We start from the raw sequence: 13,128 nt of genomic DNA, 5'->3' as shown, positions 1-13,128 counted from the left end.
GGAGATAAAATGCAGGAGTATCTACAAGGCTTTTTTGTCGCTTTTGGGCTGATTAGTGCTATTGGGGCGCAAAATGCTTTTGTTATTAAATGTGCTATAAAAAAGCAGCATACATTTTTAGTATGTGCTGTGTGCGTGGGCTGCGATGTGGTATTTATGAGTATTGGTGTGCTAGGCTTTGGCTCTTGGCTCTCTCAATCTGCTTTTTTGAGTAAGATTCTAGCCTTATGTGGGGCGATATTTTTATGCTACTATGGTTTTTTATCATTTAAATCCGCCCTGCACCCTAAAGCTCGGCTAGATTCCACACAGGAGCAGAAAAGCATTCCCCATAAGGCTGTTTTGCTTCAAACCCTTGCTATCACGCTTTTAAATCCCCATATGTATTTGGATACGATTGTTTTGCTTGGTAGCGTTGGTGTGAGTATGGAATCTCAATTTGATTTTCTGTTAGGCTGTGTGAGTGCCTCCGCGGCGTGGTTTGCCCTGCTTGGCTTTGGGGCAAATGTGCTGTCGCCTTATTTCACTTCGCCAAAAGCCTTTGTTTGGCTTGATGTATGCGTGGGCTGTGTGATGTTTGGTATAGCTTTTAGTCTTTTGCTATGGGTGCTAAAGAATTGATATGATTAAGAATCTCCCTTGCCCCATTGGGCTTAATCTTACTCATCACTTGACTTGATTTTTGCTCCAAACTCTCCCCTTGCAAAGATTCTATAAAATCTAGCACAGATTGAATATCAAGCTCATTTTCTCGTATCACAAAGCCTAAGCTCTCATCAGTAAAGCTTTTAGCATTAAAATACTGATGATCTTTTGCTGCAAAAGGATAAGGCACAAATACGCCTATAAGCCCATTTGCCGCCATTTCCCAAAGGCTTGAAGCACCGGAGCGTGCAATACATAAATCCGCCTGTTGAAGACGCATTACAAGATTCTTATCAAAGGCAAATAAATCAACTTTATTTAAGATTCCAAGTTTCTCATATTCTTGCTTCACTCGTTCAAAATCCCGCTCTCCGCATTGATGAGCGACATTTATGCCTTTTTGTAAAAGCAAGGGAGTAAGCTTTAAGGCAAAGTCATTAATGCCCTTTGCGCCTTGAGAGCCACCTAGAAAAAGGATATTTTTACACTCCTGCCTTATGCGAGAAGTGGTAAAAAACTCATCTCTTACAGGATATGAAGTGTGAATGAAGTTTTTAGAATTTGAGCTAAAACTACCAAAAACGGCTTTAGCAAAGGGGGTAAGAATCTCATTAAGTTTGCCTTTAATGGCATTTTGCTCGTGGATAAAAAGGGGGATTCTAGCTAGAATCGCCCCCATACTTGCTCCACCGGCACTAAATCCACCAACACTTATCACGTGCGTAACTTTGTGAGCTTTAAGAATCTTCCTAGCTTCCAAAGTGGCTTGAAACTGCTTCCATAGGGCTTTGAGTTTATTCAAACCGCTTTTATTCACTACACCGCTAGATTCTAAAAAATAACATTGCGTGAAAAGCTCGCTATTTTCAAACCACGCTTTGTCTTGCCCTAAGGTTGAGCCTATGTAAATAGCTTTAAGATTCTGGGTTTTCAGTTCTTGTGCTAATGCTTTGGCAATGGCTAGATGTCCGCCACTCCCGCCACCTGTGATTGCAAACATAGTTTTCCTTTAAGTGAAATTCTAAGAGTGTCAAATTGTAGTGAAAAATATCAAATAAGGCATTAAGTTAAATTCCTATACAATCCCAAAATTTTATCCCTTATAGAATAGAAAAAAGGCAGAAAATGGAAAAGATTATCACACGCTTTGCACCTTCACCTACGGGCTATTTACACATCGGTGGGCTACGCACAGCATTATTTAATTATCTTTACGCAAGGGCAAATGGCGGGAAGTTTTTACTCCGCATTGAAGATACGGATTTAGCCAGAAACTCACTTGATGCGACAAAGGCGATTATTGAAGCATTTGAGTGGGTGGGGCTAGAATACGATGGCGAGGTGGTATATCAAAGCAAACGATTTGACTTGTATAAGGAGTATATAAAAAAGCTTTTAGATGAGGGCAAGGCGTATTATTGCTATATGAGTAAGGAGGAGCTAGATTTGCTTAGAGCAGAGCAGGAGAAAAATAAGCAAACGCCAAGATATGATAATCGCTATCGTGATTTTACAGGCACACCACCAGAGAGCGTAAAGCCTGTGGTGAGAATCAAAGCTCCGCTTGAAGGGAGTGTGAGCTTTAAAGATGGTGTGAAGGGTGAAATTAACATTCAAGCAAAGGAATTAGATGATTTTATCATAGCACGAAGCGATGGCACACCTACTTATAACTTTGTCGTGGCGGTTGATGATGCGCTTATGGGGGTAAGTGATGTCATACGCGGTGATGATCATTTAAGCAATACACCTAAGCAGATTATTGTGTATGAAGCATTAGGCTTTAAAATACCTAGATTCTATCACGTGCCGATGATTTTAAATCCACAAGGTAGGAAGCTAAGCAAACGCGATGGGGCAATGGGTGTAATGGACTATAAGCAAATGGGCTATTTGCCTGAAGCGATTTTAAATTTCCTTGTCCGTCTTGGCTGGAGCTATGGGGACAAGGAGATTTTCTCCCTTAAAGAAATGCTAGAGTTATTTAATCCAAATGACTTAAACAGCTCCCCTAGTGCATATAATGAGACGAAGTTTTTATGGCTTAATCAGCATTATTTGAAGCAAACTCCAAATGAGAATCTTGAATCTTTGCTGTTAGATTTTGGGGTAAAAAGCCTTGAATCTCACAAGCGAGATGTGCTTTATAATGCGTTAAAAGATAGGTGCAATACGCTTATTAGCTTTGCTCAAGGCTTTGATGAGGTGATGAATGCTCCAAGTGTGTATGATGAGAAGATGTATGCTAAGCTTGATAGGGCAGCTATTGCGGCTTTGGGGGCGTTTTGCGATGAGTTGAGCTTGGCAAAATGGGAGATTGTGAATCTTGATGAGCTGTTACATAGTTTTGCTGAAAAAAATGGTATGAAAATAGGTAAATTTATGCCGACTTTGCGTTGTGCCTTGCTAGGTAAAAGTGGGGGTATTGGTGTGTGCGAGGCATTGTTTATTTTAGGATTAGAAGAGAGTTTGGCAAGATTTAGGGCATTTAGGGCATTTGCAGGGTAGATAGGGGACTAGATTCAAAAAGGGTTAATCCTTGTTTGACACATTGGCAGAAAAGTTAGATAATGGCGGATTTATTTCGCTTAAAAAGGAATACACAATGAAAATCAGTGCGAGAAATCAGCTTAAGGGTAAGGTCGTTTCTATTCAAAAGGGCAGTGTAAATGCGATTGTAGAGATTGATATAGGTGGGGGGAATGTGATAACTTCTACCATTTCTTTAGAATCTTTACAAGCATTGCAACTTGAAGTAGGCAAGGAAGCCTATGCGATTATCAAGGCTACATCGGTTATGGTGGGTGTGGAGTAAGAATGCTCCATAGATACATTTTTATTAGCCTGTGTGCGTTTGAGTTTGCTTTTGGCGGGTGGTTTGTAGAATCTTGGAGTTTAGAAGATCCACCTACGCTAGAGCAAAGTCTAAATGCTTTGTTGGAAGTGGATTGCAAAAAAGTAGAATTGCTTAAAGGGATAACGCCAAAGTCTCATTATAAAGGTAGCGAAGCAGTGAAAGAATGTGAGATTGAGCAAAAACTGCTTAGAGTGATTATTGAAGATGACGCACAGGACTATCAAAAAATGCTTGACAATAATCAGTGGAGCAGGTATTTTTTATTCTACACAACCCAATCCCCAAGGCTTGAAATCACACCGCTTATGGTGTCAATCGTGTTTGATTCATATAATGTCTTTGAGCTTATTTTGGCAGAATCTGGCAGGGTTGATTTGCTTACAAAGGATAAGCCAAGATTTAATATTAATCGTATGATGTTAGATGACTACTCTTCGCTTGGGGCATTTCAATTACAAGATAGAATCTTTGATGTGAATGGTGTATCTGCACTTGATTTGGCTGCAATGTATCATCGCTATGGTATGTTTTGGGAGATTCTAAAAAAAGGTGCGGAGTATAATAATCGCAAACACCCAAACAGCAATGGTATTGTAACTTTTGGGGATTCTCATATTTTGGAGCTTATGCTGTATTTTGATGAGAGTTTTTTGCGTGATTTTGGTGGAGGGAATATGCTGCACTTTGTCGCACGCGATGGCAATATGGAGCTTTTGGAATATTTGATTAAAGAAAAGCAAGTCCCTATAGATTCGCTGAAAGCTGGTGAAACACCCCTTGATGTGGCACTCAATGCTAAGAATTTTCAAAAAAAGCCTCAAATTGAGATCGCAAAAAAACTCATTGAGCTAGGTGCAACACCAAGTGAAGCCAATGAGAGACGATTAAAAAGGCTACTACAAAAAGAGCAATAAGGGCAGGATTCTATTAGGTTTGTTAAGACACTAGGGTTGCGAAAATCTTATGTGAAATCTTGTGTAATACTTGCTCCTACAACACAAGATTTAAGAATGGTTGGTTTTTTGATGTAAAGGCTAAGTTTTTGGATATTGCTGTATTGTGTCTTTAGAATCTTAGCCATATCAAGTAAGGCTACTTCTAAAAGCCCATAGGCATTGTCGTGTAAAGATGTGGTGATGAGATTGCAAATCCCTACATAGTCTAAAAATGTGTTTGTATAGGCGTAGGTAATTTCCGCATTTATCTCAATGGGCTGGGGAGTGTGGCGTTCCTGCTCTAAGATTCCAATAATGGCTTGTATGCGGAGATTTTCAATGTGGAGTGTGATACTTGCACTCACAGCACTTTGCTTTCTTTACCGCTAAAAAGTCGTTTGATGTTGGGGATATGTGTATAGAGAATGAAAAGCCCTATAAGCACCACAGGCGTGTGCGTGTCAATCTGTGCGATAATAGATATAGAATCTGGCAAAGGCACAACATAAGGAATAACAAATGTAAGAATAATCCCGCTTAAAACGCCAACAAGTGATGAGATAGACGAGATTTTAAAGACTTTGCCTACAATGCCCCACACAATCAGCCCACAAATCCCTTCCACTGGGATAAGGAGTAAAACAGAGCCAATGGCGGTTGCTACGCCTTTACCGCCTTTGAATCCTAAATAAGGGCTATAACAATGCCCCAAAATCGCCAAAAGTGCGATAAGCCACTGGGCTGAAAAGCCTAGCCCAAGCATTTTAGCAAATGCCACGACAATAAGCCCCTTTATCGCATCAAGGATAATGGTAAGGATAGAAAAAGCTTTTGCCTTGCGTTCATCAAGCTCTTTTACCGCCCGATAGACATTTGTCGCACCAATGCTCCCAGAGCCAACTTGACGAATATCTTGCTTATAGATAAGCTTCACAAGAAGCCAACCAAATGGTATGCCACCAAAGAGAAAGGCGATGATGTAAAAAATCACATTGATATTTGAAAGTGTGTATAAAATATCTGTCATAACATTCCTTTTTTGCGATATTACTGCGTGATGAGCTGAATCTTTGCTTGAGCAAGGGAGCTAAACTCATCATCATAGAAATAGACATTCTCTAGCCCCTCTTGCACAAGCTCTGTGCCTAAAATACTTGCCGTATGCCCAGAGTAGCACACAAGCACACATTTTTTATCTTTATTTTTTTTGATATGTGCATACACATCGTAGGGATTATTAAGCTGCAGAGAATCTTTAATATGGCAGAGTGCGTAGTCTTCTGGATAGCGAATATCAATAATGCAATAGCTTTCATCTAAATCTTTAGCATAGAGTGGCTTGGCAAGGCTCATATTATTTTTGCCTTTGAGTTCCCCTTTGAAATCCATAGTGTATAGTCCTTTATGTAATTTTTGGCATTGTATCTTAAGTTGGTTAAAATCTCTTAAAAGGGGAAGTGAGTTTGTATTGACTTTGGGGATTAAGAAAAGTTTTTGGTAATTTATCACCTTCATTTTTGGAGATTCTATAAGTTTATAGAATCTCGCTTGATAAGCCCATTAGTGTTCTATGGCTTAGAGAGAAGTGTGTTGCTTTGGTCTGTTTCTTTTGCCTTGTTTTGGGACTTTGCTTTTGTGACTACTTTTGAATCTTTGCTAGATTTTGGTTTAGCCATTTTGGATTCTGCTTTAGATTCTTGCTTTGCAATTTCTTGTTTTTTTGTAGCATTTTTTTGGGCTTTTTTCTCTTTCTTTTCTGCTTCTTTGGCTTCTTTTAACTCTTTGAGCTGTTTTTGAATCTCTTTTGCAGGATCAAGATGAGTGCCTTGATATTGCGAGTAAGTCCATACAATGCTAGGATCTGGCAAAAGACATACGGCAGTTTGATCCTTGCCTTCATAGTCAATTTTGCTTAGAATATCTCGTGCGATATTGAGCCTTGCGCGTTTTTTATCATTTGTATTGACAATTGTCCAAGGGCAAATGTGTGTGTGTGTGCGTGCGAACATCTTTTCAAATGCTTCTGTGTATTGCTCCCACAAATCAAGCGATTTACCATCAATTGGGCTAAGCTTCCACATTCTTAAAGGATCTGTTTTTCGGCGTAAGATTCTGCGTTTTTGTTCATCTCTGCCTACATCAAGGAAATATTTAAAAATCATTGTTCCACTTGAGATAAGCATTTGTTCAAGGTTAGCAACCTGCACAATAAACTCTTTGTATTGCTCTTGGGTGCAGAAATTCATCACTTTTTCAACACCCGCTCGGTTATACCAGCTCCTATCGTAAAAGACAATCTCCCCACCGCTTGGCAATGTGCTGATGTATCGCTTAAAATACCACTCTGTTTTTTCTGTTTCAGTAGGCTTATTTAGAGCAACTACACGGCAACCGCGTGGATTCATATGGCTTGTTAGAGCCTTGATTGTTCCACCTTTACCTGCTGCATCGCGTCCTTCCATAATAATGATGACTTTTTGCTTTGTAGCTTTCACCCAGTTTTGAAGCTTTAAAAGCTCAATTTGAAGTTTTGTTAGCTCTTCAAGATAAAAATCCTCTTTCATACGCCCATTTTTTGCTTTGTAGATCTCTTGGACATTCCTTTCGCTCTCTGGTCGAATGACGATTTGTCGTTCTTGCTTTGCCATAACCCACTCCTTGTGTAAAATTTATGTTATTATAATGTATATAATGTATTGTTTTTTGATAAAAATCAAGTCGTAAGCAGAGATTTGTTTCAAGGAGTTACAAAATGAAGCCAAAAAGCGTTACAGATTCTATAATTTTGCATAGTGATTTAGCACAAAAAGCCCTTATTTTGCTATCTCAAAAGGGGCTTAAAGTGGGCATAGCTGAAAGCTGCACGGGCGGATTGTTGAGCTATCATTTCACTTCTCTTGCTGGAGCTTCTAATGTGCTTGATGGTGCGATGATAAGCTATGCTAATGAGATAAAAGCCTCTTGGCTTGGTGTAGATAGGGGCGATTTACAAAGTTTTGGTGCTGTAAGTGAGCAGGTAGTTAGAGGAATGTGTGAGGGGATATTACAACAGACACAAGCTGATGTGGCAATGGCTACAAGTGGCATTGCAGGACCAAGTGGTGGGAGTAGTCAAAAGCCTGTGGGAAGTGTATTTGTAGGTGTGCAGCTTAAGGGCGAGAGTGCGCATATTGCGTATTGTCATTTTGGTGGGGATAGACTATCCGTGCAATCTCAAAGTTGTGCTAAAGTGCTTGAAATGTTGATAATGGCATTGGACTCTTGACAAATTGAGTTAAACTCACTATAATTTCGCTCTTTTGTGTCTAAGGCAATAGGGCAATAGCAATGTTATGCTTGAGATACAATGTTGAAGGGCAGATGACCCGTTAGCTCAGCTGGTAGAGCAATTCCCTTTTAAGGAATGGGCCGTTGGTTCGAATCCAACACGGGTCACCACCAAGGATAAAAGTGGCCCCTTCATCTAACGGTTAGGATACCACCCTTTCACGGTGGCTACAGGGGTTCGAATCCCCTAGGGGTCACCACTTTTATTTTTTTGCTTAATCCCATTTGGTCGCTTAGCTCAGTTGGTAGAGCGCCACCCTTACAAGGTGGATGTCACAAGTTCGAGCCTTGTAGCGACCACCACTTAATTTTTTTTCGCTAAGCGATATTCTATGGAGCGGTAGTTCAGCTGGTTAGAATACCTGCCTGTCACGCAGGGGGTCGCGGGTTCGAGCCCCGTCCGCTCCGCCACCTTCAAGTCTCATTTTAATTCTTCTCTTTGTTACACACTTCTAAAACGAGTTATCAAACTTGTCGTGTTTTAGAATCTTTTTCTTATCTCATCAATAATGATTTCGTATTGATATAAAAATAATCTTTAAATGTCCTGTTGCGTATGGGATTGTAAGTGATAGAATCTCAAGTCTATAATTCATATTAAAATAAATTATTTAGAATATCTAATTAAAAAAATTTATAAAACTTTATATAAATAGGCTAAACTTTGATATTTTTAGCAATATTTTTATTTATTTGCTAATTTATTTACTTTTTTTATGTTACAATGCCACCTGTTTCATTAGAAACCTGAAACAAACTTAGCAAACAATACAAGATATTGCGAGTTTTTAAACAAATTACAAAGCAAATTGCAAGGTATGTCTATAAACAGAATGAGAGGAAGTGATGAGTAAAAAAGATTTACTGCTTTGCCGTGTTATCGTTGAGTATTTGCAGCATAAAGAACCTATTGGCTCTGAGTCGCTCAAAACCTTAATGAATACAAAAATCTCATCTGCAACTATACGCAATTATTTTAAGGCATTGAGCGATGAGGGACTATTGTTTCAGCCGCATATCAGTGGAGGGCGTATCCCTACACTCAGTGCGTTAAAGGCGTATTGGTATAGGCATATTGATGCAAGATCCACCATAGAAGCGGATTCTATGGAATGTATTCAAAAGGCGTGTTTGGCTTGTGATATATTTTGTGTTTTAAGCGTAGAGCAAAGCAATAAGCTTGTATCTGTGTCTCATATAGATAATAAGCTTTTGCTTGATTTTGAGCATATCGGTATCACTCTGCCTTTTAGCAGTGCTTTGGAAAGATTCTTAGGCGAGTTAAAGGGGCTAGATGTAATAGATATGAGAAAGATTGCCTATCAAGTTCGTGCGACAGGTTTGCTTGATGCGTTGCAATGTGTGCAGAGTCGCAACTTGCAGTTTTTTGGCGTTGGTGCATTGGCAGAAGTTTGCAAGGACGATGATGGCAGATTCCATCATATTATCAGCGGAGATATGTTTGATACGCTAGAGAATGGTATGTATTGCGAGGAGGTGTTGCCTAGCGGATATTTAGCCATTATGCAAGAGATAAGGCTAAAGTCCCACCTTGATAAAAAAGGAATGGATAAAAAAGCAAGAATGCTCTGCATTGGGGCGTTAGATAGAGACTTTACACAATTTTATTCGTGTATTCAATCTTAAAAAAAGGAGTGGTTTATATGGAAGAAAACAAACAAAGTCAAGATTTTGAGGATTTGCAGGATACAGATGAGAATCTAGAATCTGCAGATTCACAAAATCAAGCCCAAGATACAGACGGCACCGAGATTCAAGATGAGCAGAATGAAAATTGGGAAGGCAAATACGCAGAGCTAAAAGATCAATATGTAAGGGCTTTTGCAGATTTTGAGAATACAAAAAAGCGTTTAGAGCGAGATAAGAATCAAAGCTTGGAATACGCAAATGAGCGTGTGATGAGCGATTTGCTTCCTGTGCTTGATACGCTTGAAAAAGCCTTAGAATCTGCACGGCAAAATCCACAAGCTTCAGCCATTGCTGAAGGGCTAGAGCTTACACTTGAAAGTTTTATTAAGGTGCTAAATAAGCACGGCGTTGAGTTGATTGCCACAGATGGGGAGTTTGACCCTAATTTGCACGAATGCTTAATGCAAGTGCCAAGTCAAGAAAAAGCTGATGGAGAAATTCTCCAAACGCTACAAAAAGGGTTTGTATATAAACAAAGAGTGCTACGACCAGCGATGGTGAGTGTAGTAAAAAATAACTAAAAAAGGAGAACACAATGGCAAAAGTAATAGGAATAGATTTAGGAACAACAAACTCCGCAATGGCGGTATATGAAGGCAATGAAGCAAAAATCATTGCTAACAAAGAGGGTAAAAACACCACGCCTTCAATCGTGGCTTTCACGGACAAAGGCGAGATTCTAGTCGGTGAGCCGGCTAAGAGACAAGCTGTTACCAATCCTAAAAAAACGATTTATTCTATCAAGCGCATTATGGGGCTTATGTTTAATGAAGACAAGGCAAAAGAGGCAGAGAAAAGACTGCCTTATAATATTGTAGATAGAAATGGTGCGTGTGCGGTAGAGATTGCTGATAAGATCTACACACCCCAAGAGATTTCAGCCAAGATTCTAATGAAGCTCAAAGAAGATGCGGAAAGTTACTTGGGAGAGAGTGTAACAGAAGCAGTTATTACCGTCCCAGCGTATTTTAACGATTCTCAACGCAAGGCAACCAAAGAAGCCGGGACAATTGCGGGATTAAATGTGCTTAGAATCATCAATGAACCTACTTCAGCGGCACTTGCCTATGGGCTAGATAAAAAAGAAGCAGAAAAGATTATGGTTTATGACTTGGGCGGTGGGACATTTGATGTTACCGTGCTTGAGACTGGTGATAATGTCGTGGAGGTCCTTGCTACCGGCGGAGATGCGTTTTTGGGCGGTGATGATTTTGATAATAGAATCATTGACTGGGCGGCTGAAGAGTTTAAAAGCGATGAAGGGATTGATTTAAAAAATGATGTAATGGCATTGCAGCGGCTCAAAGACGCGGCAGAAAATGCCAAAAAAGAGCTAAGTAGCGCACAAGAAACAGAGATTAACTTACCCTTTATCACTGCTGATGCGAGCGGTCCAAAGCACTTGGTGAAAAAAATCACTCGTGCGAAGTTTGAGAGTTTGATTGATGATTTAATTGAGGATACGATTAAAAAAATTGAATTTGTGATTAAAGATGCGGGAATTTCACAAAGTGATATAAGCGAAGTGGTAATGGTGGGCGGTTCTACGCGGATTCCAAAAGTGCAAGAACGCGTGAAAGCCTTTATCGGCAAGGATTTGAATAAGTCTGTGAATCCTGATGAGGTTGTGGCTGTGGGTGCGGCAATCCAAGGTGGTGTTTTAAAAGGCGATGTCAAAGATGTGCTCCTCCTTGATGTTACACCTTTGAGTTTAGGTATTGAAACTGCTGGTGGTATTTCAACCAAAGTCGTTGAACGCGGTGTAACTATCCCTACAAAGAAAACGCAAGTATTCTCTACCTACGAAGACAATCAACCTGCAGTGAGCATTAATGTACTGCAAGGAGAAAGGGAATTAGCGCGTGATAATAAATCGCTTGGGCGCTTTGATTTAAGCGGTATTCCGGCAGCTCCTCGTGGTGTGCCACAAATTGAAGTAACATTTGATATTGATGCAAATGGAATCTTAACCGTTTCAGCAAAGGATAAAGCCACAGGAAAATCTCAAGAGATTAAGATTAGCGGTTCAAGCGGGCTTTCAGATGCTGAAATTGAAAAAATGGTCAAAGAAGCAGAATTACACAAAGAAGAGGATACGAAGAAAAAAGCAATTATTGAATTGCGTAATAATGCGGATTCTCTAGTGTATCAAACAAAAAAGAGCCTTGAAGAGTTTAAAGACAAGATAGATTCTGCTGAAGTGGCTAAGATAGAATCTGCGTTAAGTGAGCTAGAAACAACGCTTAAGAATGAAAATGCTTCAAAAGAGGAGATTGAAACAAAGATTAAAAATCTCACAGAAGCAAGTCATCAGCTCGCTCAAGCTGCCTATGCTAAGGAGCAAGGCAATGCTCAAGCAGGTGGGGATTCAAAGAAAAAAGATGATGATGTCATTGATGCGGAAGTGGAATAAATTCTCAAAAATCCTTCAAAATCTCCCTTGACATACAATACTAAATCTCCTACAATAGAATCTTGTTTTAGCGTAGGAGGTTGGTATGGGCTATGTAACAAAAACTTTATGGAAACTTACTATTTGTGCTATGCTTGTGGCGACTTTGGGCTGCTCTGATTCTAAAGAGAAGCAACAAAAAGAGCAAAAGGAGCAAACTTTGCAAGATTCGCATAATACACGACATAATACAGCAAAGCCAAATGTTGTTATTCTCGCCACAGGTGGGACAATTGCCGGAGCGGTTGATTCTTCATTGCAAACAACAGGCTACCAAGCAGGAGTGCTAAGTATAGAATCTTTGCTGCAATCTGTGCCAGAGCTTGCTAGTATCGCAAACTTAGAAAGTGAGCAAATTGCCAATATTGATAGTGCGGATATGAGCGATGAGATATGGCTTAAACTTGCTAAACGCGTGAATGCCTTGCTTAAAAGCTCTCAAGTTGATGGTGTGGTGATAACGCACGGCACAGACACAATGGAAGAGAGTGCGTTTTTCTTGCATTTAGTGGCAAAAAGTGATAAGCCCATTGTGTTTGTGGGGGCTATGCGTCCAAGCACGGCTCTTAGTGCCGATGGTCCTAAAAATCTCTATAATGCTATCTCTCTTGCAGCAAGCCCAGAATCTAAAGGCAAAGGCGTTATGGTGGTAATGAATGATAGGATTCAGAGTGCGAGATATGTGAGTAAAACTCACACGCTTAATGTCAATGCCTTCGCTTCACCAAATGCCGGTGATATGGGCTATATCCTTGATGGCAAGGCATTTTTCTATACAATCCCAGCTAAGCCTCATACCTTGCAAAGTGAGTTTGATGTAGATAAGCTAGATTCTTTGCCAAAAGTTGATATTCTCTATTCCTATGCTAATGATAACTCCCAAGTGGCGGCTCAAGCGTTGTTTAACCACGGCACAAAAGGGCTTGTTATTGCAGGAAGCGGAGCAGGGAGTATCCATAAAAATCACAAAGATATGCTTAAAAAGCTTATACAAAATGGCTTAGTGGTGGTGCAAAGCTCAAGGGTGAATAGTGGCTTGGTCATCGCAAATGAGGCGGATTCTAAGCTTGGGTTTATCAGTAGCTATGATCTCAATCCACAAAAGGCACGAGTGTTGCTGATGTTGGCTTTAAGCAAAACAGATAATAATGAGCGTATTGCTAAGATTTTTGAATCTTATTAGAGCTAAAAAATGTTTTGTT

The 13,128-nt window shown here is 39.9% G+C and carries 14 protein-coding genes and 4 tRNA genes; 13 read left to right on the top strand and 5 right to left on the bottom strand.

Annotated elements, in window-relative coordinates:
- The first annotated feature begins 9 nt into the window (after window positions 1-9).
- Window positions 10-621, top strand: a complete 612-nt coding sequence (locus LS74_RS08260; RefSeq protein WP_034586957.1) for a LysE/ArgO family amino acid transporter — start codon at window positions 10-12, stop codon at window positions 619-621.
- Here the strand turns inward: LS74_RS08260 and murG are convergent.
- The gene (gene murG / locus LS74_RS08255) at window positions 590-1,645 is read right to left on the bottom strand and encodes an undecaprenyldiphospho-muramoylpentapeptide beta-N-acetylglucosaminyltransferase (protein WP_138129011.1); all 1,056 of its coding nucleotides are present in this window, start codon (window positions 1,643-1,645) and stop codon (window positions 590-592) included. The genes LS74_RS08260 and murG overlap by 32 nt on opposite strands.
- A gap of 125 nt (window positions 1,646-1,770) precedes the next feature.
- On the opposite strand from murG, the gene gltX reads away from it, so the two are divergent.
- Genes gltX through LS74_RS08240 form a run of 3 tightly spaced genes read left to right on the top strand, consistent with a single transcriptional unit; the run spans window position 1,771 to window position 4,416 of the window.
- Window positions 1,771-3,153 (top strand): glutamate--tRNA ligase, encoded by a 1,383-nt coding sequence (gene gltX, locus LS74_RS08250; protein WP_034587175.1) that lies wholly within the window; start codon window positions 1,771-1,773, stop codon window positions 3,151-3,153.
- A gap of 31 nt (window positions 3,154-3,184) precedes the next feature.
- Entirely contained in the window at window positions 3,185-3,460 is a 276-nt protein-coding gene (locus LS74_RS08245) for a TOBE domain-containing protein (protein WP_236096877.1), read from the top strand.
- 2 nt (window positions 3,461-3,462) lie between these two features.
- Window positions 3,463-4,416, top strand: a complete 954-nt coding sequence (locus LS74_RS08240; protein WP_034587177.1) for an ankyrin repeat domain-containing protein — start codon at window positions 3,463-3,465, stop codon at window positions 4,414-4,416.
- Window positions 4,417-4,463: 47 nt separating this feature from the next.
- On the opposite strand, the gene LS74_RS08235 is transcribed toward LS74_RS08240, so the two are convergent.
- The 4 genes from LS74_RS08235 to ppk2 all read right to left on the bottom strand — a co-directional run bounded on the left by LS74_RS08235 (window position 4,464) and on the right by ppk2 (window position 7,085).
- The gene (locus LS74_RS08235; protein WP_034587179.1) at window positions 4,464-4,802 is read right to left on the bottom strand and encodes a dihydroneopterin aldolase; all 339 of its coding nucleotides are present in this window, start codon (window positions 4,800-4,802) and stop codon (window positions 4,464-4,466) included.
- On the bottom strand, window positions 4,799-5,464 hold the full coding sequence (gene plsY / locus LS74_RS08230; protein WP_034587182.1) for a glycerol-3-phosphate 1-O-acyltransferase PlsY: 666 nt from the start codon (window positions 5,462-5,464) through the stop codon (window positions 4,799-4,801). Before plsY ends, LS74_RS08235 begins: the two co-directional genes overlap by 4 nt.
- Before the next feature lie 20 nt (window positions 5,465-5,484).
- A complete protein-coding gene (locus LS74_RS08225; RefSeq protein WP_034587184.1) occupies window positions 5,485-5,826 on the bottom strand; it encodes a rhodanese-like domain-containing protein in 342 nt (113 codons plus the stop codon).
- Window positions 5,827-6,005: 179 nt separating this feature from the next.
- On the bottom strand, window positions 6,006-7,085 hold the full coding sequence (gene ppk2 / locus LS74_RS08220) for a polyphosphate kinase 2 (protein WP_034587185.1): 1,080 nt from the start codon (window positions 7,083-7,085) through the stop codon (window positions 6,006-6,008).
- A gap of 104 nt (window positions 7,086-7,189) precedes the next feature.
- Here ppk2 and LS74_RS08215 point away from each other — a divergent pair, with 104 nt between their 5' ends.
- The 9 genes from LS74_RS08215 (at window position 7,190) to LS74_RS08175 (ending at window position 13,109) form a co-directional block, all read left to right on the top strand.
- A complete protein-coding gene (locus LS74_RS08215; protein ID WP_034587187.1) occupies window positions 7,190-7,702 on the top strand; it encodes a CinA family protein in 513 nt (170 codons plus the stop codon).
- Window positions 7,703-7,799: 97 nt separating this feature from the next.
- Window positions 7,800-7,875, top strand: a tRNA-Lys gene (locus LS74_RS08210).
- Window positions 7,876-7,889: 14 nt separating this feature from the next.
- Window positions 7,890-7,964, top strand: a tRNA-Glu gene (locus tag LS74_RS08205).
- Window positions 7,965-7,991: 27 nt separating this feature from the next.
- Window positions 7,992-8,067 (top strand) — tRNA-Val (locus LS74_RS08200).
- 31 nt (window positions 8,068-8,098) lie between these two features.
- Window positions 8,099-8,175: transfer RNA gene (locus tag LS74_RS08195), tRNA-Asp, on the top strand.
- A gap of 435 nt (window positions 8,176-8,610) precedes the next feature.
- The gene (locus tag LS74_RS08190; protein ID WP_201274721.1) at window positions 8,611-9,411 is read left to right on the top strand and encodes an HrcA family transcriptional regulator; all 801 of its coding nucleotides are present in this window, start codon (window positions 8,611-8,613) and stop codon (window positions 9,409-9,411) included.
- Window positions 9,412-9,428: 17 nt separating this feature from the next.
- Complete coding sequence (grpE, locus tag LS74_RS08185; RefSeq protein WP_034587190.1) at window positions 9,429-9,995, top strand: nucleotide exchange factor GrpE; 567 nt, start codon at window positions 9,429-9,431, stop codon at window positions 9,993-9,995.
- Window positions 9,996-10,009: 14 nt separating this feature from the next.
- Window positions 10,010-11,887 carry a molecular chaperone DnaK gene (dnaK, locus tag LS74_RS08180; protein WP_034587197.1) on the top strand — a complete coding sequence of 626 codons (1,878 nt, stop codon included), beginning with the start codon at window positions 10,010-10,012 and terminating at the stop codon, window positions 11,885-11,887.
- Between the two features lie 85 nt (window positions 11,888-11,972).
- Entirely contained in the window at window positions 11,973-13,109 is a 1,137-nt protein-coding gene (locus tag LS74_RS08175; protein ID WP_034587199.1) for an asparaginase, read from the top strand.
- The last annotated feature ends 19 nt before the right edge of the window (window positions 13,110-13,128 follow it).

The organism is Helicobacter magdeburgensis (assembly GCF_000765825.2).
Lineage (GTDB): Bacteria > Campylobacterota > Campylobacteria > Campylobacterales > Helicobacteraceae > Helicobacter_C > Helicobacter_C magdeburgensis.
Note: the sequence above shows the minus strand (reverse complement) of the source record. Positions and strands in the feature narration are given on the sequence as shown.

Excerpts from the sequence above, each read along its gene's own strand:
- LS74_RS08260 (WP_034586957.1), top strand. The coding sequence starts at position 10 with ATGCAGGAGTATCTACAAGGCTTTTTTGTCGCTTTTGGGCTGATTAGT.
- murG (WP_138129011.1), bottom strand. The coding sequence starts at position 1,645 with ATGTTTGCAATCACAGGTGGCGGGAGTGGCGGACATCTAGCCATTGCC.
- gltX (WP_034587175.1), top strand. The coding sequence starts at position 1,771 with ATGGAAAAGATTATCACACGCTTTGCACCTTCACCTACGGGCTATTTA.
- LS74_RS08240 (WP_034587177.1), top strand. The coding sequence starts at position 3,463 with ATGCTCCATAGATACATTTTTATTAGCCTGTGTGCGTTTGAGTTTGCT.
- plsY (WP_034587182.1), bottom strand. The coding sequence starts at position 5,464 with ATGACAGATATTTTATACACACTTTCAAATATCAATGTGATTTTTTAC.
- LS74_RS08225 (WP_034587184.1), bottom strand. The coding sequence starts at position 5,826 with ATGGATTTCAAAGGGGAACTCAAAGGCAAAAATAATATGAGCCTTGCC.
- ppk2 (WP_034587185.1), bottom strand. The coding sequence starts at position 7,085 with ATGGCAAAGCAAGAACGACAAATCGTCATTCGACCAGAGAGCGAAAGG.
- LS74_RS08215 (WP_034587187.1), top strand. The coding sequence starts at position 7,190 with ATGAAGCCAAAAAGCGTTACAGATTCTATAATTTTGCATAGTGATTTA.
- LS74_RS08190 (WP_201274721.1), top strand. The coding sequence starts at position 8,611 with ATGAGTAAAAAAGATTTACTGCTTTGCCGTGTTATCGTTGAGTATTTG.
- grpE (WP_034587190.1), top strand. The coding sequence starts at position 9,429 with ATGGAAGAAAACAAACAAAGTCAAGATTTTGAGGATTTGCAGGATACA.
- dnaK (WP_034587197.1), top strand. The coding sequence starts at position 10,010 with ATGGCAAAAGTAATAGGAATAGATTTAGGAACAACAAACTCCGCAATG.
- LS74_RS08175 (WP_034587199.1), top strand. The coding sequence starts at position 11,973 with ATGGGCTATGTAACAAAAACTTTATGGAAACTTACTATTTGTGCTATG.